At 33.5% G+C, this 24,857-nt stretch carries 23 protein-coding genes; 19 read left to right on the forward strand and 4 right to left on the reverse strand.

The window, feature by feature from the left end:
* Positions 1 to 224 precede the first annotated feature (224 nt).
* The 10 genes from ACFOZZ_RS12775 to ACFOZZ_RS12820 all read left to right on the forward strand — a co-directional run bounded on the left by ACFOZZ_RS12775 (position 225) and on the right by ACFOZZ_RS12820 (position 10,153).
* Positions 225 to 668 (forward strand): MarR family winged helix-turn-helix transcriptional regulator, encoded by a 444-nt coding sequence (locus ACFOZZ_RS12775; RefSeq protein ID WP_278779120.1) that lies wholly within the window; start codon positions 225 to 227, stop codon positions 666 to 668.
* Entirely contained in the window at positions 669 to 2,003 is a 1,335-nt protein-coding gene (locus ACFOZZ_RS12780; RefSeq protein ID WP_376815384.1) for an MATE family efflux transporter, read from the forward strand.
* Between the two features lie 58 nt (positions 2,004 to 2,061).
* The gene (locus ACFOZZ_RS12785) at positions 2,062 to 3,684 is read left to right on the forward strand and encodes an SWIM zinc finger family protein (protein ID WP_278861495.1); all 1,623 of its coding nucleotides are present in this window, start codon (positions 2,062 to 2,064) and stop codon (positions 3,682 to 3,684) included.
* 178 nt (positions 3,685 to 3,862) lie between these two features.
* Entirely contained in the window at positions 3,863 to 5,479 is a 1,617-nt protein-coding gene (locus tag ACFOZZ_RS12790) for an SWIM zinc finger family protein (protein WP_376815385.1), read from the forward strand.
* An 85-nt stretch (positions 5,480 to 5,564) separates the two neighbouring features.
* Positions 5,565 to 5,879, forward strand: a complete 315-nt coding sequence (locus ACFOZZ_RS12795; protein ID WP_376815386.1) for a hypothetical protein — start codon at positions 5,565 to 5,567, stop codon at positions 5,877 to 5,879.
* 145 nt (positions 5,880 to 6,024) lie between these two features.
* Positions 6,025 to 6,975 (forward strand): calcium/sodium antiporter, encoded by a 951-nt coding sequence (locus tag ACFOZZ_RS12800; protein ID WP_376815387.1) that lies wholly within the window; start codon positions 6,025 to 6,027, stop codon positions 6,973 to 6,975.
* A gap of 93 nt (positions 6,976 to 7,068) precedes the next feature.
* On the forward strand, positions 7,069 to 7,416 hold the full coding sequence (locus ACFOZZ_RS12805) for a helix-turn-helix transcriptional regulator (RefSeq protein WP_376815388.1): 348 nt from the start codon (positions 7,069 to 7,071) through the stop codon (positions 7,414 to 7,416).
* A gap of 98 nt (positions 7,417 to 7,514) precedes the next feature.
* Positions 7,515 to 8,744: a nicotinamide riboside transporter PnuC gene (pnuC, locus tag ACFOZZ_RS12810; RefSeq protein WP_278860509.1), complete on the forward strand. Its 1,230-nt coding sequence runs from the start codon at positions 7,515 to 7,517 to the stop codon at positions 8,742 to 8,744.
* A gap of 84 nt (positions 8,745 to 8,828) precedes the next feature.
* Entirely contained in the window at positions 8,829 to 9,386 is a 558-nt protein-coding gene (gene efp / locus ACFOZZ_RS12815; protein ID WP_055289480.1) for an elongation factor P, read from the forward strand.
* A 20-nt stretch (positions 9,387 to 9,406) separates the two neighbouring features.
* Entirely contained in the window at positions 9,407 to 10,153 is a 747-nt protein-coding gene (locus ACFOZZ_RS12820; RefSeq protein ID WP_055233937.1) for an SDR family NAD(P)-dependent oxidoreductase, read from the forward strand.
* A 33-nt stretch (positions 10,154 to 10,186) separates the two neighbouring features.
* Here ACFOZZ_RS12820 and ACFOZZ_RS12825 read toward each other — a convergent pair whose 3' ends face one another.
* Positions 10,187 to 11,440: an aminotransferase class I/II-fold pyridoxal phosphate-dependent enzyme gene (locus ACFOZZ_RS12825; RefSeq protein ID WP_278779105.1), complete on the reverse strand. Its 1,254-nt coding sequence runs from the start codon at positions 11,438 to 11,440 to the stop codon at positions 10,187 to 10,189.
* Between the two features lie 179 nt (positions 11,441 to 11,619).
* Here ACFOZZ_RS12825 and hypB point away from each other — a divergent pair, with 179 nt between their 5' ends.
* The 3 genes from hypB to ACFOZZ_RS12840 are packed head-to-tail and all read left to right on the forward strand — an operon-like array spanning position 11,620 to position 15,315.
* Positions 11,620 to 12,282, forward strand: coding sequence for a hydrogenase nickel incorporation protein HypB (gene hypB / locus ACFOZZ_RS12830; protein ID WP_278779103.1), 663 nt, complete (start codon positions 11,620 to 11,622; stop codon positions 12,280 to 12,282).
* A 4-nt stretch (positions 12,283 to 12,286) separates the two neighbouring features.
* A complete protein-coding gene (locus ACFOZZ_RS12835; RefSeq protein ID WP_279080197.1) occupies positions 12,287 to 14,968 on the forward strand; it encodes an FAD-dependent oxidoreductase in 2,682 nt (893 codons plus the stop codon).
* A gap of 2 nt (positions 14,969 to 14,970) precedes the next feature.
* Positions 14,971 to 15,315, forward strand: a complete 345-nt coding sequence (locus ACFOZZ_RS12840) for a hydrogenase maturation nickel metallochaperone HypA (RefSeq protein ID WP_055234496.1) — start codon at positions 14,971 to 14,973, stop codon at positions 15,313 to 15,315.
* Between the two features lie 40 nt (positions 15,316 to 15,355).
* Here ACFOZZ_RS12840 and ACFOZZ_RS12845 read toward each other — a convergent pair whose 3' ends face one another.
* Positions 15,356 to 15,742 (reverse strand): MerR family transcriptional regulator, encoded by a 387-nt coding sequence (locus ACFOZZ_RS12845; protein ID WP_278779099.1) that lies wholly within the window; start codon positions 15,740 to 15,742, stop codon positions 15,356 to 15,358.
* Between the two features lie 104 nt (positions 15,743 to 15,846).
* On the opposite strand from ACFOZZ_RS12845, the gene ACFOZZ_RS12850 reads away from it, so the two are divergent.
* The 5 genes from ACFOZZ_RS12850 to ACFOZZ_RS12870 all read left to right on the forward strand — a co-directional run bounded on the left by ACFOZZ_RS12850 (position 15,847) and on the right by ACFOZZ_RS12870 (position 21,660).
* Positions 15,847 to 16,716, forward strand: coding sequence for a DUF362 domain-containing protein (locus tag ACFOZZ_RS12850; protein WP_278779097.1), 870 nt, complete (start codon positions 15,847 to 15,849; stop codon positions 16,714 to 16,716).
* Between the two features lie 171 nt (positions 16,717 to 16,887).
* Complete coding sequence (locus ACFOZZ_RS12855) at positions 16,888 to 18,228, forward strand: MATE family efflux transporter (protein WP_376815389.1); 1,341 nt, start codon at positions 16,888 to 16,890, stop codon at positions 18,226 to 18,228.
* A 23-nt stretch (positions 18,229 to 18,251) separates the two neighbouring features.
* Positions 18,252 to 20,357 (forward strand): SWIM zinc finger family protein, encoded by a 2,106-nt coding sequence (locus ACFOZZ_RS12860; protein WP_376815390.1) that lies wholly within the window; start codon positions 18,252 to 18,254, stop codon positions 20,355 to 20,357.
* A gap of 93 nt (positions 20,358 to 20,450) precedes the next feature.
* Positions 20,451 to 20,882, forward strand: coding sequence for a MarR family winged helix-turn-helix transcriptional regulator (locus ACFOZZ_RS12865; protein ID WP_278779091.1), 432 nt, complete (start codon positions 20,451 to 20,453; stop codon positions 20,880 to 20,882).
* A 7-nt stretch (positions 20,883 to 20,889) separates the two neighbouring features.
* Positions 20,890 to 21,660, forward strand: a complete 771-nt coding sequence (locus ACFOZZ_RS12870) for a sulfite exporter TauE/SafE family protein (RefSeq protein ID WP_376815392.1) — start codon at positions 20,890 to 20,892, stop codon at positions 21,658 to 21,660.
* A gap of 40 nt (positions 21,661 to 21,700) precedes the next feature.
* On the opposite strand, the gene map is transcribed toward ACFOZZ_RS12870, so the two are convergent.
* Entirely contained in the window at positions 21,701 to 22,558 is an 858-nt protein-coding gene (gene map, locus ACFOZZ_RS12875; RefSeq protein ID WP_040390289.1) for a type I methionyl aminopeptidase, read from the reverse strand.
* 86 nt (positions 22,559 to 22,644) lie between these two features.
* Here map and ACFOZZ_RS12880 point away from each other — a divergent pair, with 86 nt between their 5' ends.
* A complete protein-coding gene (locus ACFOZZ_RS12880; RefSeq protein WP_055234507.1) occupies positions 22,645 to 23,388 on the forward strand; it encodes an EFR1 family ferrodoxin in 744 nt (247 codons plus the stop codon).
* A 244-nt stretch (positions 23,389 to 23,632) separates the two neighbouring features.
* On the opposite strand, the gene ACFOZZ_RS12885 is transcribed toward ACFOZZ_RS12880, so the two are convergent.
* The coding region (locus tag ACFOZZ_RS12885; protein ID WP_376815391.1) for an IS110 family transposase at positions 23,633 to 24,857 on the reverse strand (1,225 nt) is incomplete at its 5' end.

Consider the following 24,857-nt stretch of genomic DNA (forward strand, 5'->3'; position numbering starts at 1 on the left):
GATATCGCATCGTTCATCGAGCCCTGAAATCTGTCATTCATCAAGTTTTTCATAAACTTTTGACTCTACCTTGTATACTAAGATTATAGGGATGAAGCAATATGACTAAAATCATCTTCTCGTAAAACTTATCTTAAGAAATCATGAATAGTGATTGACATTTAATCATATTTTTATATGATTACCATAGATAATTACTTGTGGTAATTAAAAAGGAGAAGCATATGAATAGTCAAAAAACAAAGGAAATGCTGGATAGCTGTTATATGGCAAAAAGAATACTAGACTTATTACCAGAACTTCCCGAAGGTGTTCTTCCTTCATATATTCGTTATTTAGAAACAGTTCTTAATTTGAAAGAAACACATGAAAAGGTTAAAGTATCAGATTTAAGTTCTGCACTCAATTTACCTAGACCAGGAGTCACACGTACTGTAAGTTCTATGGTAGAAAAAGGTTATTTAAATAAGATATCTTCTAAAGAAGATGGACGTGTCACTTATATTGAAGTAAGTGAAAAAGGACAGGCTTTATTTGAAAAGTTCAATAAGGATTATTTTGAAGACTTATCTCAAAGGTTAAGTGATATTTCTATAGAAGAGGCTGATTGCATGATTGAAACAATAGAAAAGTTCTATCAAGTGATGTGTGAAAAGAGAAAAGCATAAATGAATTCAGATTTTACTCAGGGAAGTATTTTTAAGAAATTAGTAGCATTTATGATTCCTGTACTAGGCGCATTAGTATTACAGGCAGCTTATGGTGCGGTTGACTTACTTGTGGTAGGGCGCTTTGGAACATCAGCAGGCTTATCCGCTGTTTCTACAGGAAGTCAAGTATTAAACCCTGTCACATTTGTGATCACTCAGTTTGCAATGGGTATTACAGTACTCATCGCAAGATATATAGGTGAAAAGAAACAAGAAAACATTGGGGCTTTAATTGGTGGTGCTACAGTTCTATTTGGAATAGTTTCTGTATTCTTATTCATCATCATGATATTATGTGCATTGCTTATTTCAACGCTCATGCAGGCACCTGACCAAGCACTCAATCTTACATCTATGTATGTAAGAATATGTGGTGGTGGTATTTTCTTTATTGTGGCTTATAATGTTCTATCAGCTATTTTTAGAGGATTAGGAGATAGTAAGTCTCCATTACTTTTTGTAGCAGTAGCATGTCTTATTAATGTGGTAGGAGATTTAGTTTTAGTAGCAGGTTTCCATCTAGATGCAGCAGGTGCTGCAATGGCTACAGTACTTGCACAGGCATGTAGTGTATTATTCGCCTTAGGTTTATTAAAGAAAAGAAAACTCCCATTTGAAATAGATAAACAGGATTTTAAAATCAACCCTCACTGCATTCGTGCAATGAAGATCGGTATACCTCTCGCATTGCAGGAATGCTTGACTCAGATTTCCTTCCTTGCATTATGTGCCTTTATTAATCGTTTGGGATTAGAGGCACCATCAGGATATGGTGTAGCATGTAAAATTGTAAACTATGCGATGCTTGTACCAAGTGCTTTAATGCAGTCCATGGCTTCATTTGTGGCTCAGAATGTAGGCGCAAATAATGAAAAAAGAGCTAAACAATCTATGTTTACAGGTATGGGTATAGGATTATTTATTGGCGTAATTGTATTTTGTTTAGTTATGTTTAAAGGAGATATGTTAACAGGAATCTTCACGACAGAACAAGGTGTTATTCATCAGGGTTATGCTTACTTAAAAGGTTTTGCATTGGAAACAATAGTTACTGCAGTACTCTTTAGTATGATCGGTTACTTTAATGGACATGATCAAACAGTATGGGTTATGGTACAAGGATTAGTACAAACACTTCTTGTACGTCTACCTCTTTCTTATTATATGTCTATTCAGCCAAATGCCAGTCTTACAAACATTGGTCTTGCAGCACCAATTGCGACTATTACTGGTATAATCCTCAATGTATGTTTCTATATCTTTATGAATAAGAAAATGAATAGTGAACAGTAAAGATGGCAGAAATGCTGTCTTTTTTAGTATAATATAACTATACATTGGAGGTGCCTATATGGAATGGGAATGGGAAAACAAATTTTCTAAAAACACATTAAATAGAGGATATAATTACTATCTAGATGGCTATGTAGAGGATATATATGTAACTACTAAAAAGATTAAGGCGGTTGTTTATGGGACACATCGTTATCATGTAGAAATTGAATTAAATGGAGATTGTGTAGAAGACATGTCATGTGATTGTCCTTATGCACAAGATGGACACAATTGTAAGCATATGGCAGCAGTTCTTTTTGAATGGGAAAGACGTGTGAGCCATCCAAAAATAGGTCATTCAGAAATCCTTAATGATGCGTCAGATGATGATATACGCGCATTTCTTTTACATTTATTTAATGAAAATCCTGAGTTAGTAGAACGTTTTAAACAATTTACATCAACAGATAATTCTATGGATGCGATGACGAATGAACTTTTAGAGATCATTCGTTATTATCAATATGCTCATAACTATATTAATATTGATAATACTGTGCCTTTTTGTGAGGACTATGAAAAGTGCGTATTTAAGTGGTTTGATCTTTTGGAACAGAAAGAAGAATATTTTAATGCGATTCGTTTCTTAGCTGAGGCTTATAGTATACTAGACTCTCTTGATATAGATGAAGATGAACAACAACCTTATGCTTTGTCATATTATATTAACGAAGCATTTACATATGTTCTTCCTTATATAGACATATCCGAAAGGAAAGAAGTTTTTGATTTACTACGCCAGCAATTCTATTCTATGAAGAATTATGCTTTTAAAATAGATCTCGTTGAAACTCTTCTTAGTCGTTTTATTGGAGATGAATATGTAGAATCTCAGCTTGATTTCGTAGAGGAACAATATGATTATTTTGGTAAGTATCCTTCTATATTTGATAGAGAGTTTATGATTAATTCAGTTGTGAATGATTATCTTGAACTTTTAGAAAAGAACAATGCATCAAAGAGAGAAATAAAAGCTGTTTATAAAAAGTATTGGAAATATGATTCTGTGAGAATGAGTTGTGTTAAAGAGTGCATGCTTAATAAGGAATATGACCAAGCTTTGAAATATCTTGATAAGTGTATTAAGCTTGACTATAAAGATCAGTCTCTTTATAAGCGTGATATAGGGATGAAGAAAGATATCTATCAAAAACAAGGAAATAAAGAAGGTTACAAAGAAATGATGAAGGTAATCGTTCTTGATTTCCGTGATGCTAGTATAGAAGAATATATAGAATTAAAAAATTTGTATACTAGTGAAGAGTGGATTAAGGAAAGAGATTCTATCATTAAACAGATCAATTCTGATTGTCTCTTATGTGATATATACGCCCATGAGAACCTTCATAAACAATTACTTGATAGTATAATAAAAAGTAACAATAAAAGCTTGTTGAAACAATATACTCATCTTCTTAAAGATGAATATCCTGAACAATTACTTCATATGTATAGAGTGGCTGTTGAAACAGAGGCAGAGCATGCAAGAAATAGATCATATTATCGTCAATTAGTAGGAGATTTAAGAACTATGAAACGTATTGATGGTGGTGATAAAATCGTTGATGAGATCATTAAGAAATGGAAGAATCAATACAAAAACAGAACTGCAATGATGGATGAGTTAAGCAGAATATAAGTCCGGTGTGATTTTTTTATTGTATGCTTGGCAGGGCACTCATTCAGTCTGACTACAAGATATTACCGTAAAGTGAAGAAGTGTTATCACAATTTCTTTGAGCGTACGTGTAGAAATAATATTAATATTACTTCTTTTCTACCTTGCTATAATAAAACTATACATTGGAGGTACTTATATGGAATGGGAAACTTGTTTTCAAAAACGAATATTGGATAGGGGGTATGAGTATTATTTTGATGAACGCGTAGAAGATTTACGTATTACTTCTAATAGGATTAAGGCAGTAGTTTATGGCACACATCCTTATCATGTAGAAATCAAATTAAATGGAAATAAAATCATAGGCATGTCCTGTGATTGTCCTTATGCACAAGACGAGCATAATTGTAAGCACATGGCAGCTGTTTTATATGAGTGGCAACTAAAAGTGACTCATCCAGAAATAGATAGTTCCCAGCTTGTTGAAGATGCTTCAGAAGAGGATGTACGATCATTTCTTATTCAAGTACTTGATGATAATCCTAATTTAGTAGAATCGTTTAAACACTATACACAAAATGAAATTTCTCTAGATACAATGATTGATGACTTGGAGGGAGTTTGTAATTCTTATAGTGATGGTTATCATTATATCGATTATGAATTTAGCTGTGATTTTTGTGAATACTTTGAAGATGCTGTTGACAAGTGGCTTGATGTTTTAAAGAAAAGGGATCAATATTCTCTCGCATTTAGATTCTTATTAAAAGCTTATGAAGTATTTTATAAGCTAGATATTGAGGATAATGGAGGTGAAACGGTTGCACTTTCTGTTATCATTATAAGCCAATGGGCAAATATAATTATGTGTATGGATGACTTAGAAAGATTAGAAGCTTTTGTTGAATTAGGACAATACCTCAATAGCATGAGAGATTATTATGATAGCCAAAAGATTATTGAAATATTTTTTGATTGTTTAAGTGGTAAAGAATTCTTAAAGCTGAAGCTTGATCTTGTGAAAAAACAGTTAGACTACATAGAGAGTCATGATAATATTTTTAATAGAGGATATGCAATTGAAGGATTTGCGAAAAAGTATCTTGAACTCTTAAAGAAGAATAAAGCATCAAAGAAGGAGATAAGTGCTGTTCATAAAAAGTACTGGGAATATATTCCTATTAGAATGGACTGTGTCTATACTTGTATTAATAATAAAGAATATGACAAGGCTTTAGATTATATTGACGAATGTATTGATTTTGAATATGAAAATCAAGATCGTATGAAGTATAATATAATATTGAAGAAAGATATTTATAAGAAGCAGGGAAATATCAAAGCTTACAGAGAAGAATTAAAGAATTTGATTCTCTTTTTCAATGATACTAATTTAGAGGATTATGTTGAGCTGAGAAGTCTTTTTTCTGATAAAGAATGGATCAAGGAAAGAGACTCTATAATTGAACAGCTTACTCCTGGAAGGTTCTTATGTGAAATATTAGAAACAGAGCAACTATATGAACAGCTTTTAGACGTTCTCTCAAGAAGTGACAATAAATATTTGCTGCATCAATATACCGATTTGCTTAGTGAGAAATATCCTGAACAGCTGCTTCAGATATATCGAGAAAATGTTGAAAAACAGGCTGAATCTACTGGAAGCAGAAAGCATTATTACCAAATTGTAGAAGAGTTAAGAATCATGAAATCTATTAATGGTGGTGATAAAATCGTTGATGAAATCATCAAGAAATGGAAGGTTCAATATAAAAACAGAAGTGCAATGCTTGATGAATTAAATGGAATATAGTCCACTTCGGTGGACTTTTTTACATCCTTGTTTTACATCAAATGAGTCATCAATGGAAAATATAAACAAAAGGAGGTAAATGGAAATGAACCAGTATTATCTTACAGTAGATATTGGAGCTTCTAGCGAACGTCATATGTTAGCCTGTATACAAGATGGAAAAATCAAACTAGAGGAAATCTATCATTTCGAAAATGGAATGAAAAATTGTAAGGAATTAGACAAGATTCCTGTCAGTATGTCTATTGATACTTGGACAATGGATTATGTCTTATTAGATGAAAATGATCATGTTGTAGGTGATTCTTATGGTTATCGTGATTATCGTACGGATGGTATGAATAAAGTAGTTAATAAGGTTATTAATGAAAAAGAATTATATGCTAAAACAGATTTTTAACAAACCAGTAATCAGTCATTATCGTCACCTCACATGTGAAATTATGATGAAATAATAGATGTGCTTCAATCGTTGGATACTATTGACTAACAGTAGGATGAAATGTTAAATTATTAATCAGTTTATATATAAAGGAAGAGAAAAAATGATTGATACTTTGATGAAATTAGCTATATTAATTATTGGTTTTATATTATTGATTAAAGGTGCAGATTTCTTTGTGGATGGGAGTTCTTCTGTCGCAAAAAGATTAAAAGTTCCTTCAATGATCATTGGACTTACAATTGTCGCCATGGGTACAAGTTTACCTGAATGTGCAGTCAGTGTCACTGCTTCAATGAGCAACAACAACGCTCTTGCAGTTAGTAATGTAGTAGGATCTAACTTATTTAATTTAATGGTTGTATGTGGTGCATGTACACTATTTGTACCTCTTGCAGTTTCTACAGATACATTAAAGAAAGAATTTCCATTCTCTATTATCTGTGCGGCTTTATTACTTGTATTTGGTTTAGATAGTATGCTAGGTAGAGTAGATAGTGCAATCTTTATTGTATTATTTGCTGTATATCTAGGATGGATGATCCGTTCTGCATTGCAAGCAAGAAATAAAGCATTAAGCGAAGATAATGATGAAGAAATCAAGCTATTACCAGTATGGCAGTGTATTGTATATATTGTCGGTGGTGCAGCTGCTATTAAATTTGGTGGTGATTTCGTCGTAGAAGGTGCTACAGCTATTGCGACTATGCTAGGACTCAGTCAGAACCTTATTGGTTTGACTATTGTCGCTTTAGGAACAAGTCTTCCAGAACTAGTAACTTCTATTGTTGCTGCAAGAAAGAATGAAATCGATATGGCTTTAGGTAACGTTATTGGATCTAATATCTTTAATATCTTGCTTGTATTAGGTATTGCCGGGGTCATTAGTCCTGTTGCCATTATTACAGAAAACTTGATTGATACATTTATTTTAATTGCAGTAAGTACTCTTGTATGGGCATTTGCATGGAAGAAGAAAGAACTTGTTAAGTGGCAGGGTATTGTGATGCTTGCTATTTATACAGCATATCTTGTTTATATTTGTATGCGTTAAGAAGGCGATGCCTTCTTTTTTTATTAGTTGCTTGATAGTTTATAGCGCAACTAGTGGTATTAAGCTATATTTTTAGTGAGGAGGGAAATCAAAATGGCAAATACATTCATGTTATTACTGGTGCTTATACCTGTACTTATTGTCTGGGGTGTAATCATCTATGTCGTTTATTTGCTCATTGTTGCATTAAGAAAATATATTAAGTCAGAGCCTGTACGTAAAGAAAAGGAAGAGTATGCAAAAACACTAGGAGGTGTGATTAAAAAGCACCGCATGGAATGTCAGATGACTCAGGAATTTGTGGCAGAAACACTTGGTGTATCTAGACAAGCAGTCTCTAAATGGGAAAATAGTTCATTTGATCTAAGTACGACTAATCTTATAGCGCTTGCAAGTTTGTTTGATATTACACCTGAAGAAATGTTGAAAGAAATACGATAAACTTTACAAAAAGACCTACCATTTTAAGTGATTATTTATTATAATTGTGAAGTATTTTTTTAAATACTGATTTTAAAATTTTAAGGGGAGTTTGTAATATGATTCAATTTTTTAAAAACAACATTGAACCTAGAAAGAAATTAAGAACAGCTGAAATTATTGTTCTTATTGCATTAGTATTAGGCTCAATTATTTCTCTTTGTGTAGGTCTTAAAGAAGTGCATTCTAATCCTGGTAAAGTGGATTATGTACAAAGCATTGTAATGAAAAGAAATACACAGGATGAAGACTATAGTTCAGACAACACAGTATGTGATGTTACATATAGTAAAGGTGACAAACAGCTTGTTGTTTCTTATTCTTATGAAGAATATACACAGTTAAAGAATAAGACTATTACTGCTTATGAATTCAAGACAAGTAATGGAACTGACTTATACTTTGATCACAAAGATGTGAGTCAGAAAGAAGTTAAACATTCTTATAAGCAGGTCATGGCAAATAAGACTATGTACATCTTTAACCTTGCATCTTCTTTATTTATTTTAAGCTTGTCATTGGCTTTAATGTTGTTATTCTCTAAACAGTTTACAACATATGAAAAGAGCTGGTTCTTGAGCATCATGTTACTTGCTACTATTTTCGCTGTTGCTTTCCCAGAAGAAAGTGCAAATGGTGTTAATGGTATTGTTATCATGTTATTGTATCTTTTAGATACATTCTTAAATATCTTATGTGAATTACTCATTTCTAAACAGTCTCGTTACAACTTCTTAGTATCTGTTGCTGTAGAAATTACGGAAATCGTAATGTGTGTTGTATTAATGTATCGTTTTGCAACAATGGTGACTACATTATTCTTCTGGCTTCCAATTGATATCATCAGTTATATCAACTGGTCTAAGCATAAAGATGAAGAAGAAGATGAATTGACAATGGTAAGAAAACTAAAAGGATATCAGGAAGTACTTGTTATTGTAGGTATCTTTGTATGGACTGTCGTTGTTGGTTATTTCATCAGTGGTTTAGATATTGCAACTGATTTCTATACAAATAAGACATTAGAAACATGGATCATTTATATTGATGCCTGTGCATCAGCAGTAGGTATTGCAAATGGTTTATTTATTTTCTTCAGATTAAGAGAACAGTGGATTGCATGGTATATCTGTGCTGCTTTAGAGGCTGTTATTAACATCTTATCTGGACAGTATGTATTACTCATACTTAAGCTTGGTTACTTCACTAATACAACTTATGGTTATATTAAATGGAGTAAATATATTAGAGAACACCAGAAAACAAACGAAAAATTATCTTTATTCTAATTAAATTTCTCTATAACTTGAGAGTAAGCTATAAAACTGCTACAATAGGAACGTAAAAAACATATAGAAACAGGAGTGATTATTATGGCAATTGCTGCAGGAGATTTTAGAACTGGACTTACATTAATCGTTGATGGCGATCCTTGGGTTGTTTTAGACTTCCAACATGTAAAACCTGGTAAAGGTGCTGCTATCTTAAAGACTAAGATGAAGAACTTAAAGACTGGTTCTACACAGGACAGAAACTTCAACGCTTCAACAAAATTCGAAGCTGCTAACATTGAAAAGAAAACAGCACAGTACTCATATGAAGCTGATTCTACTTACTATTTCATGGATATGGAAACATATGATACTTATGAATTATCAGAAGAACAGATCGGATTCAATAAATATTTCATCGTAGAAGGAAGAGAAGCATCTCTTATGTTCTTTGAAGGTGATTTATTATCAGTATCTATCCCAGAAAAAGTTGAATTAACTGTTGTCAAGACAGACCCAGCTATTAAAGGTGCACCATCTAACCAGACTAAGGATGCTGTCACTAATACTGGTCTAACATTAAGAGTACCTCAGTTTATTGAAGAAGGCGAAGAAATCGTTGTCTTCTCATCTGATGGAAAATACGCAGGAAGAGCTTAATATAAGCTCTTTTTTCACATATGAATAAAGTTGTACTTGTAACTGGTGGCGCTCAAGGGATAGGAAAAGCCATCGTATTAGAACTTGCGAAAAATCATTATGATGTAGTGATCAACTACCTTACTTCTAATAAAGCAGCGGCTTTATTAGAAGAAGAGATTAAAAAGAATTATGATGTACGTGTGATGACGATTCAAGCGGATGTATCAAAGGAAGAAGAAGTGGATGCCATGATTTCTTTAATAGAGAAAAAATGGGGTGGTGTTGATATTCTTATTAATAATGCCGCTGTTGATTTATCCAATCTCTTTCATCTTAAGACGGCTGATGAGTTTAGAAAGACATTGGATGTCAATGTCGTAGGGGCATTTAATTGCAGTAAGCGTGTCTATAGACATATGCTTGATCAGGAATATGGACGTATTATTAATATTTCTTCTACCAATGGTATAAATACTTATTATCCAATGTGTATTGATTATGATGCCTCTAAAGCGGCATTGATCTCATTAACACATAATCTTGCTTTTGAATATGGGCCATATATTAATGTGAATGCAATCGCACCAGGATTCATTGGAACAGACAATGAACTAGATGGATATGATGAAGAGTTCTTAAAAGAGGAACAGGAAAAAATCATGGTTAACCGTTATGGTAAACCAGAAGAAGTGGCTTATCTTGTGAAGTTCCTTATTAGTGATGAAGCCAATTTCATCAACAATACAATTATAAGAATAGATGGCGGCCAGAAAGGCAGCTGTTAAAAAAGGTCCTGAAATCAATCAGGACCTTTCGTGTTATTTCTTTAAAACATTTGTAAGGGCGAATAGAATAGAGAGTTTACTATATTCTAATGTAAGACCACCCTGGATATAAAGTGTATAAGGTGCAACAACAGGTGCATCGGCACTTAATTCAATTGTACTTCCAGAAGTAAATGTACCAGCAGCCATCACTTCATCATGGGGATAACCAGGCATTGGTGCAGGCATAGTGGCTACAAATGAATCAATTGGAGAACTATTCTGAATAGCCTGTGTAAACTTCACTAGGTTTTCTTCTGTACCAAGTTCTAATGTCTGAATAATATCAGTTCTTTCTTCATTATATCTTGGAGAGACATTATTAAAGCCTAACTTTTCTAACATATAAGCACTAAATACAGCACTCTTTAAAGCATTCTTTACGGCATTAGGAGCCATAAATACACCTTTGAAGAATGTATTATTCATATTGAAGTTAGCTCCTAGATCTTTACCAATACCAGGTGCAGTTAATCTTTCAGCACACATAAAGATTAAATCTTTTCTACCTGCAATATAACCACCAGTAGGAGCAATACCTCCACCTAGGTTCTTCATTAAAGACCCTACAACGATATCAGCACCGATATGTCCTGGTTCCTTCTTTTCTACAAGTTCACCATAGCAGTTATCTACCATGATAATAACATCCTTATTGACTTCTCTGATCTTAGTAATAATGCGTTCAAGCTTAGAAAGTGTTAAAGATAAACGTGAAGAATAACCCTTAGATCTCTGGATTTCTACAAGTTTAACGTCATTCTTCTTTAAACGTTCTACGATTTTATCATCATCGAAATCATTATCAATTAAATCAATCTGTTCATAAGATACACCATGAGCCTTTAATGACTGACTAGATTCTCCTGAAATACCAATCATTTCCTGTAAAGAATCATAAGGTGCTCCAGATAATGAAATCATTGTATCACCATGCTTAAGCAAAGCAGATAAAGTTAAATAAAGTGCATTTGTACCACTCATGATCTGTGGTCTAACTAATGCATCTTCGCATCCAAGAATAGTTGCGAAAATAGCTTCTAGCTTATCTCTTCCTGAATCATAGCTGCCATATCCATTCATGTCCGCAAAATCAGAATAGCTGACATTATTCTCAATAAATGCAGAAAGAACTCTGTTTGAGTTATAGAAACAAACATCATCAATCTTTTCATAAATATCTTTTAATACAACATCAGATTCATTCGCAATTTTTAATAAGTTTTCATCTATTTGTTCTAATATCATAATTCTTCTCCTTTGAATACCTGTGCCATTATACACCAAATACACCACTATTTTAAAGAAAATCACAAACTCTAAGAATTTTAAATCCTTACAAATAAGATGATTTGTTAAAGGATTGTTTTGTTCTGTTTACTCTGTTCAAGAAATCTATTAGAATATCTAATGAAAGGGGTTTACATATGTATAAGGTTATAGAAGTAAAACAGAGTATATTTGAAGATAATAATAAGGATGCCGATTTATTAAGAAAGGAATGCAAAGAGAAGGGTGTTTTCTTACTTAATATCATGTCTAGTCCAGGTTCAGGAAAGACAACCACATTATCACGCACTATTGAAACAATTAAAGATGAAGTGAATATTGGTGTTATGGAAGCAGATATTGATAGTGATGTGGATGCGCACACTATTAGTCAGTATGGTGTACGTACAATACAATTACATACAGGAGGCATGTGTCATTTAGATGCGGATATGACAAGACAGGGATTACATGAATTAGGAATGGAAAATCTAGATCTTGCAGTATTAGAGAATGTGGGAAATTTGGTATGTCCTGCAGAATTTGATACAGGTTCCTCTTTAAATATTGCGATATTGAGTGTGCCAGAAGGGGATGATAAGCCTTTAAAGTATCCGCTTATGTTTGAAGTATGTGATGTAGTACTTATTAATAAGGTGGATGTTCTTCCTTACTTTGATTTCGATATAGAAAAGTGTAAAGAGAATATTCATTATCGTAATAAGAATGCAAAGGTGTTTGAAATATGTGCAAAAAGTGGAGAAGGAGTCAAGCTTTGGTGTGATTACCTTTTAACACGTATAAGAGAATGGAAGGAATAAAACAATGGCTTATAGAGATAATATTGATAGACTTGCAAGACGTATTACAGATCGAATACCAGTGAAGTTCAAGAAACTTAAGGAAGATGATCCTGAATACAAATGTTTAAGTGAAATCTTGAATGATGAACAATGTAATTTATGTTTATTTTTTGAAGTACGCAAACCTATGTCTTTTGAAGAAATTCTTAAAAGAACAGGCTGGGAAGAAGAACGTGTTGAACGTGTATTAAAAGAAGTATGTGATATAGGGATGATTGAATATAACTGGGAAAATGTAGATCATCATAAACAATATGTGATGCCTCAGTTCGTCCCTGGTTCTGCAGAATTCATGGTTATGAATAATGATTTAGTCAAAGAACATCCAGTTGTGACTGATTTCTTCGAGCAGATGACAAGATTACCACTAGAAAAGGTCACTCCAATGGTGCCACCAGGAGGGGCTGGTATTGGAATGCATGTTATTCCAGTAGAAAAATCTATTGAAGCCAATCAGGAAGCAGTGTCTGTAGAAAAGATTTCTCATTGGTTGAATAAGTATGATAAGTATGCTTTATCTCCATGTTCATGTCGTAGACAACAAAGAGTTCGAGGAGAAGGTACAGGTGATATTGAAGCTGATGTATGTATTGCGGTGGGCGATATGGCTGATTATGTTGTAGAGACAAATAAAGGTGGTCATTACTGTACTTATGAAGATGTTATTGAAACATTAGAAAGATGTGAAAGAAAAGGTTATGTGCATCAGATTACAAATATTGATGGTGAAGATAAGATCTTTGCGATTTGTAACTGTGCAGCAGGTGTATGTAATGCCTTAAGAACAAGCCAGCTCTTTAATACACCAAATATGTCTGCAAGTGCTTATCGTGCACATGTGGATGTCAGCAAGTGTGTAGCCTGTGGCAAGTGTGTAGAAGTATGTCCAGTAGGAGCTGCAAAGCTTGGTCAGAAGCTTTGTACAAAGAAGGGGCCTATTGAATATCCACAGGTGGAATTACCAGATATGATTAAATGGGGACCAGATCATTGGAATCCTGATTTTAGAGATACTGCCAAAGTCAATTGTCATGAAACAGGGACTGCTCCTTGTAAAACAGCCTGTCCTGCTCATCTTCCTGTACAGGGCTATATCAAGATGGCTAGTGTTGGACGTTACATGGATGCTTTAAAGCTTATTAAAGACTTTAATCCATTCCCTGCAGTATGCGGTTCTATATGTAACAGAAGATGTGAACAGGAATGTACACGTGGATTATTGGATGCCCCTCTCGCAATTGATGAAATCAAGAAGTTTATTGCGGAAAGAGAACTTAATGAGGAAGAACGCTATATCCCATTATGTGAAAATGAAGAGGGTGGATTCTATTCTAATAAGATGGCTATTATTGGTGCAGGTCCTGCTGGTATGAGTGCTGCTTATTATTTAAGAATCAAGGGTTATCCTGTCACTGTCTTTGAAAAAGAAGAAAAACCAGGTGGTATGCTTCGTTATGGTATTCCATCATTTAGATTAGAAAAAGATGTCATTGATGCAGAAATAGAAGTGCTTAAGGCAATGGGCATTGAGTTTAGATGTGGTGTAGAGATAGGTAAAGATATCACTATTGATGGATTACGTGAAGAAGGCTATGAAGCCATCTATCTTGCGATTGGTGCACAAGGTGGTAAGAAATTAAATATTCCTGGAATGAATGAAGAGTATGTTATGACAGGTGTTGATTTCTTAAGAGAAGTTAATAAAGAAGAGAGTAAAGACATGCTTAGTGGTCATGTGGTTGTCATTGGTGGTGGTAACGTGGCTATGGATGTGGCAAGAAGTGCTTTAAGAAGTGGTGCAGCATCTGTTGACTTATTCTGTTTAGAATCAGAAAAAGACATGCCTGCAAGCTCTGATGAAGTGGAAGAAGCCATTCATGAAGGTATTACTATGCATTGTGGATGGGGTCCCCAGGAAATCAAGGATCATACAATCACATTAAAGAAATGTATATCTTTAAGAGATGAAACAGGTGCCTTTAATCCATCTTATGATGAAACACAAACAGAAAGCTACCCATGTGATTATGTTTTATTATCTGTAGGACAGGATATTATTCCTGTAGAAGGATTAGATATCAATACAAATCCAAATGGTACAATTCAAGCGGATGCTATTACTTTACAGACTTCTGTAGAAGATATCTTTACAGGAGGGGATGTATATACAGGTCCTCGCTTTGCGATTGATGCGATTGCACAGGGTAAAGAAGCGGCTGAATCAATGCATCGTTATGTACATAAGGGTCATTCTTTAACTTTAGGTAGAGATTTACACCAGTTTAATCAGCTTGATAAGGACGATATTTTAATTACTTTAGATTTTGATCATTCAAAGAGACAGATTCCAGGTACAAAACAGGGTCTTGCGACAGAAACATTTAAAGACTTACGTTCTACATTTACGCCTGAACAGGTACAAACAGAAGCAAAACGCTGTCTTGGATGTGGTACAAGTGTGGTAGATCCTAATAAATGTATTGGATGTGGTCTATGTACAACTAAATGTGAATTTGATGCAATCAAGCTTACAAGAGATATCCCAGAAGGAAGCAATATGGTGAGATCAGAAGATAAGTTGAAGGTCATTCTTCCTTATGCTGCAAAAAGACAGATTAAGATCTTACGTAATAAGAAGAAATAAAAATGCATGAATTAGGTATTGTCGTACATATTGTTAGGACATTAGAAGATGTCGCACAGGAAAACAGTCTCACAGATATACGTAGAGTCACTTTACAAATAGGCAAGGTCAGTGGTATTGAACCGGACTATTTAGTAGACTGCTGGGAATATTATAAGAAGAAAGTGCCATTGCTAAAGTATTCAACACTTGATTATGAATGGATTGAAGCTATTACAATCTGTCATAACTGTCAAAATACTTATTCTACAATCGATTATGGCAGAGAATGTCCTTATTGTCATAGTGGGAATACTGTCTTACTGCAAGGCAATGAATGTTTAATTAAAGAAATAGAAGGAGAATAACTCCTCCATAAAAAATAACCCTCTCCGTAATTGGAGAGGATTATTTTTTATGGATATCTTCTGTACCTGCTTTTATAGCAGTTTCATAATACCAGAGTTTATGGTTAATTGTTTCTAGTTGTTTTTCTAACTGTCGCATTTCTTCTAATACAATCTCTTTTCTTCTCACAAAGAGTTGATAACGTTCTTCTAATGATTCATCACCACGTTTAACCATTTCTACATATTGTTGCATTTCAGAAATACTCATACCTGTATTCTTGAAACATTCAATAATACGCAGCATAGAAATATCTTTTTCTTTAAAGATACGATAACCTGATTCATTCTTTTCTAAGAAAGGAATGAGTCCCATCTTATCATAATAACGAATAGTAGAAACAGGTAAAGACATCATTTCTGATACTTGCTTAATTGTATAAGTCATCTAATCACCTCTTTAATAGTATAAGAAATAATAGAATGTGATTCAATAATTCTTGACCTTAAACCTTGGTTTAAGGTTACAATTTTTTTAGAGAGGTGATATAAATGAAATCAAAAGTATTATTTACACGTACAATTTCTCCGGAAATGGTTCTTACTATGTATGAAGAGTTAGGAAAAGAATTAACAGGTCATATTGCGATTAAGTTACATTCAGGAGAAGAAGGAAATCAGAATTTCTTAACACCTGAGTTCTGGGCTCCTATAATCCGACATCTTGATGGGACAGTTGTAGAATGTAATACAGCTTATGAAGGATCAAGAAATACAACAGAAAAACATCTAAAGACAATTGAAAAACATGGATGGTCTCGATATTTTGATGTTGATTTATTAGATGCGGAAGGACCAGATCTTGTATTAGATATTCCAGGTGGTAAAGTGATTCAAAAAAACTATGTCGGCAAAGATATTGCAAACTATAATGGCATGCTTGTCTTATCACATTTTAAAGGACATCCAATGGGAGGATATGGAGGTGCTTTAAAGCAGCTTTCTATTGGTTGTGCATCTTCTTATGGCAAAGCATATATACATGGTGCAGGTGTTCCAGAAGATATGTGGACAGCAAATCATGATTTATTCTTAGAGTCTATGGCTGATGCTGCATCATCTGTTCATAATTATTTTAAAGATAATATTGTATATATCAATGTGATGAAAAATATGTCAGTCGATTGTGACTGCTGTGCAGTGGCAGAAGATCCATGTATGAAAGATATTGGTATTTTGATTTCTACTGATCCTATTGCTATTGATCAGGCATGTTTGGACCTTGTCTATGCTTCAGATGATCCAGGTAAAGAACATCTTATTGAACGTATTGAATCAAGAAATGGTGTTCATACTATTGAAGCAGCAGAAGCATTGGGATATGGTTATAGAGATTATGAACTTATAGAAATCGAGTCATGACAAAGTCACTATATATTTTCCTGTAAATGTGTGACTATTATTGCTGAGATAAAATAAAAATATAGGTAAAAAACGACAAATGGGCGTTGAAAACCTATATTTTTTATTGACTTTTGCAATTACATAGTATATAACCTAATGATACTATTCAGATTACAAAGGGGGACTTATATGGAAAATAACGTTACATCAGGAAATATATTAAAACATATCGCATTTTTTGCGATACCTTATCTATTATCTTATTTCTTACAGACACTCTATGGTATGGCTGATTTATTTATCATTGGGCAATTTAATGCGGTAGATGGTATTACAGCTGTTTCTAATGGTAGTCAGGTCATGCATATGTTGACAGCGATTCTTGTAGGACTGGCTATGGGGGTTACTGTTTCTATTAGTCATGCAGTTGGCGCTAAGAATCATACATTAGTAGAAAGAACGATAGGTAATACAATTACACTCTTTGCATGCATTTCTATCATTTCTACTCTTCTGTTGCTTATTTTTGTAAAACCACTTGTTGTGTTACTCAATGTACCACAAGAAGCAATGACTGGAACTGTACAGTATCTTGTCATCTGCTTTATAGGGATCCCTTTCATTACTGCTTATAACATCATCAGTTCTATATACAGAGGTTTAGGGGATTCTAAAAGCCCTATGTATATTATTGCGATTGCTTGTTTATTAAATATTGTCTTAGACTATCTCTTTATCGGTTTATTTCATATGGGACCTGTAGGTGCCGCATTAGGAACTACTTTATCACAAAGCGTGAGTGTTATTATCGCACTCATCTCAATGAAATATCGTACTTCTGACATTCATATCAAAAAAGAAGACCTTCATCTTCAACCTCAGGTATTTAAACAGATTTTAAAAGTAGGCTTTCCTGTCGCAATTCAGGATGGATGTATTCAGGTTGGTTTTATCATCATTACTATTATTGCGAATAGCCGTGGATTAAATGATGCCGCTGCAGTAGGTATCGTAGAAAAAATGATTACAGCAATCTTTATTATCCCTTCTACAATGCTTGCGACTGTATCAGCTTTGTCTGCACAAAATATCGGTGCCAAAGACTACGGGCGTGCCCGTACTGTATTAAAATATGCAGTTATAATTGCTACTCTCTATGGAATCATTGTTGCCTTGATTGTAGAATGTGCTGCACCTACACTTCTTGGCTTATTCACTAAAGATACAACAGTAATCTTACTAGGTGCACAATATATCAGTTCTTATATTATTGATACAATATTTGCAGGGGTTCACTTTAGCTTTAGTGGTTACTTTGCGGCTGATGGTAAGAGCTATATTGGTTTTATTCATAATATCATCTCTCTTTCATTAGTCAGAGTACCAGGTTCTTATATTGCTTCTATTTTGTATCCTCATAACTTGTTTCCAATGGGACTTGCCGCTCCTTTAGGATCATTATTATCAGTGATTATTTGTTTAATCGCATATCGTATATTGAAGAAGAAAGATGAATTAAGTGTGCTATAATTGATTCTAAGAGAGGTACATTTATGGATAAGATAAGATGGAATCAATTGTTCACTCCAAGAACATTAAAGAGAGGATATGAACTCTACCAAAGTGGTGCAGTAGAAGACATTCAACATAATGAATATGCAATCAAAGGAAGCATATTTGATGATGAAGACTATTACTCTATTGTTTATTTACGTGATGGAATGATAGAAGATATGGATTGCAGCTGTGAAAATGAAGATGAATATTGTGAACATATTGCAGCACTTCTTTATGCCTATGATCCCAAACAAACATATCAATTCCATGATTTTCAAGAAGTCTATACTGATGAAAAGTACAAATCTGTGATTAGAGATATTATTACAGAGAGTGGAAGCTATAAACAGATGATCAATAAACTCATCTCCTATAAACGTTCAATTCTTCCTACAATAACAGAAGACTCTCTTGCATCACTTAATTTGGTATTTGAAACATTTTATCTCATTTCATCTATTCCTGAAGAAAAAGATGATATCTTAGAAGAGCTTAAGAATGATTTAAAAATAATCGTTTCTTGCAGTCATAATAAGAAGACTTTATTAGATGTATTTGAAAGAGAATACCATTTTCATAAGTATGAGAAAGAAGATGAAGAATATCTTACTGAAGTCTTTCTAGAATGTTTTAATGAAGCAGAATTATATGAAGATAAGTACCGCATAGTGAATCATATGATCCTAGGTAGTGAAGCCTTGAAAGATATCTGGGATGGACGTATGCAGTACTCTCGCTGGATATACATAGGATTAAAGATGTTGCAGGAAGCACGTCATTCCCATCAGGACATTCTTCATTTCCTTGATACATATCACAAATATCCACCTGTGTTTATTCGATATGCGAATGCATGTCTAGAAAATAGAAATAATAATAAAGCTCTTGAAGTCGTAGAACTTGGATTAAAGTATCATCAAGAAGATGAAGATTTACTTAAGATGAAAAAGGAGATTTCACCTTGTTTAAATCTTAATATTATAGATTGGGCAGATCAGTTTACGGATGTCATCTTAAAACGTGGTTATGATTACTTTAATAAAGAGAAGGTCAAGAAGCTTTATCAGGAGCCTTATGGTATTGCGGCTGTAGTAGAAGGGTCAGATGATTATCATGTGACTATAGATTTAAAGGATAAACAGGTCACTGGTATGTATTGTGATTGTCCTTATGCCAATAAAGGACATCATTGTAAGCATATGGCAGCTGTACTTCTTGCATGTAGTGAATATGAAAATTATGATGATATCAAGGCAAAACTAGATATCGAGTTTATAAAAGAACTCAAAGAACGTATTCATACACTTCCAAGAAATCAATTAGAACAGCTCCTGTTTAATGAAATGAGATTCAATGAGTCTTTACAACAACGCTTTATTGATCTTATTGAAACAACGACAATTCAAGATAAATACTTAGACTATCTAGTAGAACTGATAGATGACAATGAAGATCATATACCAACACTCTTAAAAAAATTAAAAAAGTATCTTCGTATCTCTTTAAGTAAACTTATATCAATACGTGATTACCAGACAGCACATGCGCTTATTGCCTGCACATTAAGTAAAGTCACATGTTTAGACCCAAAGAAAGAACTCTATGACTTTCTTAAAGATGTCCATGAGTATTTGAGACAACTTATAAAGATCTATCCTTCTAGTGAAGAAGCCTTTAATGCAGTGAAGGAATTTTATAGTGACTGCTGCATGCCATTTTATGAAAGTATGATTGATTCAGTACTCTTAAATGATTTTGATAGTAAGCAGTTCTATGATTTGAAGTTCAATCTTATTCATCAGAAGATTCTCTATTCCTCTCTTTATGATGACAGAGAACTCCAAAAGTTTATCTATGAACGTTGGACAAAATATGGTTTGGATTTACTTATAGAATCAGGTAAAGAAGAATCAGTGATTCTTGATTATTTAAGTCAGTATGCAGATAGTGAAGCAGTACAAGTCAATTATGTTGATTACTATGTAAGAAAAGGTCACTATCAGAAAGCACTGGATATTCTAGATGACCATACAGGTCATGCTTATGAAGTAAAAAAACAAGAAGTTATAGATGCAATGAATCATCATAAGGAAGTATCTTAAAGACTGCACTCGCAGTCTTTTTATTGACTTCTGATATTATAAGATTATAATAGTTCATAAATGAACTATCTAAATGTGAAAGAAGGTAAGAGCATGTATTTCAATATAGAGTTTCCAAATAAAATGGCTCATGCATATAGTGTTATGTGTAAACCACTATGTCAGGAAATGAAATTACCACAAACAGCTTTTGATATATTGATGTTTTTATCGAATAATCCTCAATATAAGACAGCAAGAGATATTGTAGAAGTAAGAAAAATTAAAGCCAATCTTGTTTCTATAAATGTAGATAAGCTTGTAAAAGAAGGGTATCTAGAAAGAAGAGAAGTGGCAGGAGATCGCCGAAAGACAGAACTTGTATGTACTTCTCGGGCAGATTCTATTATAGAAAAAGGACGCATAGTTCAGAAGGATTTTAAAGATACATTATTTAATAGCATGGATGATTCTATGAAAGAAATATTATTTAAAGGTATGGAAATCATGGAAGATAATCTTGATAGGATATTGGAGGATCAGTAATATGACAGTGTTAATGACTATTCTTGTTACATTTTTTGCAGGTATGGGTGCAGGATTAGGTACTGGTTTTGCAGGTATGAGTGCTGCAGCTGTTATTAGTCCTATGTTAATTACTTTCTTAGGAATGAAGCCTTATATGGCTGTAGGGATTGCTTTATCTTCCGATGTACTTGCAAGTGCAGTCTCTGCTTATGAATATGGTAAAAACAAGAATCTAGATATTAGAAATGGTTTAATCATGATGGTTTCTGTATTATGTTTTACAGTAGTAGGAAGCTATATCTCTAGTTTAGTACCAGCAGCTACTATGGGTAATTTCTCAGTCTTTATGACAATGCTTCTTGGAATAAAGTTTATCCTTAGACCAGTTATGACAACAAAAGAATCTATGGAAGCAGTCTCTCCTAAAAAAAGAGCCATTCAGTCAGTAATCTGTGGTGTTATTATTGGTTTTATCTGTGGCTTCATTGGTGCAGGTGGAGGTATGATGATGCTTCTTATTCTTACTTCTGTATTAGGCTATGAACTTAAGACAGCAGTAGGAACAAGTGTCTTTATTATGACATTCACTGCCTTAACAGGTGCTGTATCTCATTTTGCGATTGGTGGGACACCTGACTGGGGTGTATGGATTCTATGTGTTATCTTTACATTTATCTGGGCAAGAATTGCAGCGCGCTTTGCGAATAAAGCCACTCCAGAAACATTAAATAGAGTGACAGGTATTATCCTAGTTATATTAGGTGCTGTGGTATTTGCATTCTCAATGGTGAAATGAAAAAGTCTTCTTTACATTTGACGTAAAGAAGATTTTTTAATTACTTAGAAATGATTTCTACACCATCTTCTGTTACTAGAAGAGTATGTTCCCATTGTGCTGATAGTTTTCCATCATCTGTATAAACAGTCCAGTCATTATCAGTACCTAGATGGATATGACGTGTTCCCTGGTTAATCATTGGTTCAATAGTAAATACCATTCCAGGAACTATTAATACAGTCTTTTCTTTTGGTGTATAATGATATACATAAGGATCCTCATGCATGGCTTTTCCAATACCATGACCACAGAACTCTTCTACAACACTATAGCCATTGGCATGGGCATGCTTTTCAATTGCTGTACCAATATCAGCAATAGTACTTTCCCAAGGCTTTACAGCCTTCATACCTTCTTCAAGACATTCTTTAGTCACCTTTACTAGACGCTGTGCTTCTTCTGATACATGACCTAGCATAAACATTCTTGAAGCATCTGCATAATAGCCATTTACTCCAGTTGTCGCATCCACATTAATGATATCTCCATCCTGAAGTACATAATCTCCAGGAATACCATGACATACTTCATCATTGACAGAAGTACAGATACTCTTAGGATACCCTTCATAGTTTAAATCTGCAGAATAACCTCCATGACTTGAAGTATAAGCTACAGCCATATCATCAATATCCTGTGTTGTCATACCAATTTGAATATGTTCTTCAATATAATCTAATAATCCATTATTGACAACAGCTGCTCTTTTAATAGCTTCAATCTGTTTCTCATTCTTAATCATTTTATGATTAGGAATAAGATAACCATGTTTTTTATATTGTTTAAGCTTTTTATCAAAAGCTTCATGACAATCATGATAGTCTAACTGACTACCACACCAGCATTTTCTTTTCATTGCTTTACCTTCTTTCTTTACAAAGTATACACCATTTTTTTAAAAATTACATTGAAAGTTAGTCATATACAACAAGGAGTACACAAATGATTTATTATTTTACAGGAACAGGCAATAGTCGATATATTGCAAGAGAACTACATCAACAATTAAATGAAGATTATATAAATATGAATACACTTATTAGAAATAATGATCATAGCTTACAGAATATCCAAGGAACATTGGTGTTTGTGGTACCCACTTATGCCTGGAGAATACCTCGTATTGTTGAAGAATGGATTCGTTCGACAGCTTTTAAGGATGTTGAAGAAGTCTATTTTGTGATGGATTGTGGGGGAAATATAGGCAATGCAGGTCATTATAATAGAAAACTATGTGAGAAGAAGGGCTTCAACTATAAAGGTACAATGGAAATTATCATGCCAGAGAACTATCTCGCAATGTTTAATACACCAGAAGATGATGAAGCCAAAAAGATTATTAAACAGGCAGATCCTGTTATTAAACAAGCAGTTTCCTATATCCATCAGCATTTACCTTTTCCTAACATGTCATTACAATTGAAAGACAAGTTCCAATCTTCTATTGTGAATACAGTTTTCTATCCACTTTTTGTGAAAGCAGCTGCTTTCTATAGTACGGATGAATGTATTGGATGTGGATTATGTGAGAAATTATGTCCATTAAAAAATATCCAAATAAAAGATCATCGTCCTGTATGGGGTAAGGAATGTACGCATTGTATGGCATGTATTGCGAAATGTCCTAAAAAGGCGATAGAATATGGGAAGAAAAGCAAGGGAAAGAATAGATATTATATTGACTAGGTACAACTTGATAGTTTATCGCTTATTCAACTAGATAGTTATGTTATAATAGTAGAAAAGACAAACTATTAGATGTCAATAAATGATTTATTTTTTAAGAATTTATTGATTTTATAGGCATTTGTCTTGATTTAGAGGTGAATCCTCTATAAAAATCCTCTTTCTTTTCTAAAAAAGAGTACACTGAAAAGAACTTTTCAATGCAAAAACATCGAAAGCTCTTACATTAGATTTCTATATACCATTAAATAATCATCGTCTCTTCTAATTTGGTGTATACAAACTTATGTACTTCACCATTGATATCAGAATACTGATAGATCTGTTTTCTAGTATTTTTAGGAAAGTCTAATGATATTGAATTGAAGAACGTATTTTGGGTTTCTTCTGGTAATCTCATGATATGTTCATGAAGAATTACAAAGCCGATTTCGTTTTTCATAATGGAATAGATATATCGTGCAATTTTATTTGCGATTGCGATATTAGCCAGCTTATGTCTTTTCTTGTTTCCATTCTTGATTCTTTCAAACTGATGTTTTAGAACTGGATTATGACGTCTGGCAAATTCAGCAATCATGTAAATTGCATGTCTGAGATATCTGGAGCCTTTTTTAGAAATCTTGCCCATGGTTTCTACAGATGTTCCAGAGCGCTTGTTTCTAGGGCTTGTTCCCGAATAAGAGACAAAACAGTCTGCGTTTTTAAATCGTTTTATATCGCCAGTTTCAGCAATAACAGTTGCAGCAGTTAAAGGACCACATCCTGTAATTGTAAGAAGCAGTTTATAAGCTGGATTTAAAGAAGCAACATCTCTAATATATCTTTCAATCATTTTAAGCTGACCTTTTATGTTTTTTATGTTTTCAACGAGGTCTAGAATGATACTTCTTCCATAAGAAGAAATATTATCAGGAACCAGAGTATCATGACACAAATCAAAGAGCTTATCGATCTTATCCATCGAGCAGCGATGTTTCGTAGCTTCATAAACGACATTGAATACTTCAAGTCTTGAAGCATTTATGATATCATGTGTCGTAGGATATGAAGATAAGACAGCGATAAAAGCAGCTGATTTAGGTTCGAAAACATATTGAAGTTCAGGAAATAAACAATCACATTGGGCGATGAGACGGTTGATTTCTTGAGAATAGATTTTTTTGATCTGATAATGTCTGTGTACTAAAGCTTTCAAATCTTGATATCCGTTTTTATTTTCAAAAACGTTGTCATTGACATATTGAACATCGGAATCAGTACCAATGATAGTTGAAATGGTTTGAGCATCTAAAGGATCAGATTTAGCAATGTTATGAGCGTTACGCCATTGATTGACAAAATCAGTATTCAAAAATTTGATGCTTTCATTATCATTGAGATTGTCTTTAATAAAGTTATAGACATTAGTAGAATAGATACCAGTAACTTCTAAAGCAAAACAGATACTGGTACAGTTATCATCGGAA

The sequence above is a fragment of the Catenibacterium sp. GCM10023432 genome (genome assembly GCF_042651925.1).
Taxonomy (GTDB): Bacteria; Bacillota_I; Bacilli_A; order Erysipelotrichales; family Coprobacillaceae; genus Catenibacterium; species Catenibacterium mitsuoka.

Excerpts from the sequence above, each read along its gene's own strand:
- ACFOZZ_RS12865 (WP_278779091.1), top strand. The coding sequence starts at position 20,451 with ATGTATTTCAATATAGAGTTTCCAAATAAAATGGCTCATGCATATAGT.
- ACFOZZ_RS12820 (WP_055233937.1), top strand. The coding sequence starts at position 9,407 with ATGAATAAAGTTGTACTTGTAACTGGTGGCGCTCAAGGGATAGGAAAA.
- ACFOZZ_RS12855 (WP_376815389.1), top strand. The coding sequence starts at position 16,888 with ATGGAAAATAACGTTACATCAGGAAATATATTAAAACATATCGCATTT.
- ACFOZZ_RS12825 (WP_278779105.1), bottom strand. The coding sequence starts at position 11,440 with ATGATATTAGAACAAATAGATGAAAACTTATTAAAAATTGCGAATGAA.
- ACFOZZ_RS12850 (WP_278779097.1), top strand. The coding sequence starts at position 15,847 with ATGAAATCAAAAGTATTATTTACACGTACAATTTCTCCGGAAATGGTT.
- ACFOZZ_RS12795 (WP_376815386.1), top strand. The coding sequence starts at position 5,565 with ATGAACCAGTATTATCTTACAGTAGATATTGGAGCTTCTAGCGAACGT.
- ACFOZZ_RS12860 (WP_376815390.1), top strand. The coding sequence starts at position 18,252 with ATGGATAAGATAAGATGGAATCAATTGTTCACTCCAAGAACATTAAAG.
- ACFOZZ_RS12785 (WP_278861495.1), top strand. The coding sequence starts at position 2,062 with ATGGAATGGGAATGGGAAAACAAATTTTCTAAAAACACATTAAATAGA.
- ACFOZZ_RS12805 (WP_376815388.1), top strand. The coding sequence starts at position 7,069 with ATGGCAAATACATTCATGTTATTACTGGTGCTTATACCTGTACTTATT.
- ACFOZZ_RS12800 (WP_376815387.1), top strand. The coding sequence starts at position 6,025 with ATGATTGATACTTTGATGAAATTAGCTATATTAATTATTGGTTTTATA.
- ACFOZZ_RS12845 (WP_278779099.1), bottom strand. The coding sequence starts at position 15,742 with ATGACTTATACAATTAAGCAAGTATCAGAAATGATGTCTTTACCTGTT.
- ACFOZZ_RS12780 (WP_376815384.1), top strand. The coding sequence starts at position 669 with ATGAATTCAGATTTTACTCAGGGAAGTATTTTTAAGAAATTAGTAGCA.
- map (WP_040390289.1), bottom strand. The coding sequence starts at position 22,558 with ATGAAAAGAAAATGCTGGTGTGGTAGTCAGTTAGACTATCATGATTGT.
- ACFOZZ_RS12775 (WP_278779120.1), top strand. The coding sequence starts at position 225 with ATGAATAGTCAAAAAACAAAGGAAATGCTGGATAGCTGTTATATGGCA.
- hypB (WP_278779103.1), top strand. The coding sequence starts at position 11,620 with ATGTATAAGGTTATAGAAGTAAAACAGAGTATATTTGAAGATAATAAT.
- pnuC (WP_278860509.1), top strand. The coding sequence starts at position 7,515 with ATGATTCAATTTTTTAAAAACAACATTGAACCTAGAAAGAAATTAAGA.
- ACFOZZ_RS12880 (WP_055234507.1), top strand. The coding sequence starts at position 22,645 with ATGATTTATTATTTTACAGGAACAGGCAATAGTCGATATATTGCAAGA.
- ACFOZZ_RS12840 (WP_055234496.1), top strand. The coding sequence starts at position 14,971 with ATGCATGAATTAGGTATTGTCGTACATATTGTTAGGACATTAGAAGAT.
- efp (WP_055289480.1), top strand. The coding sequence starts at position 8,829 with ATGGCAATTGCTGCAGGAGATTTTAGAACTGGACTTACATTAATCGTT.
- ACFOZZ_RS12835 (WP_279080197.1), top strand. The coding sequence starts at position 12,287 with ATGGCTTATAGAGATAATATTGATAGACTTGCAAGACGTATTACAGAT.
- ACFOZZ_RS12790 (WP_376815385.1), top strand. The coding sequence starts at position 3,863 with ATGGAATGGGAAACTTGTTTTCAAAAACGAATATTGGATAGGGGGTAT.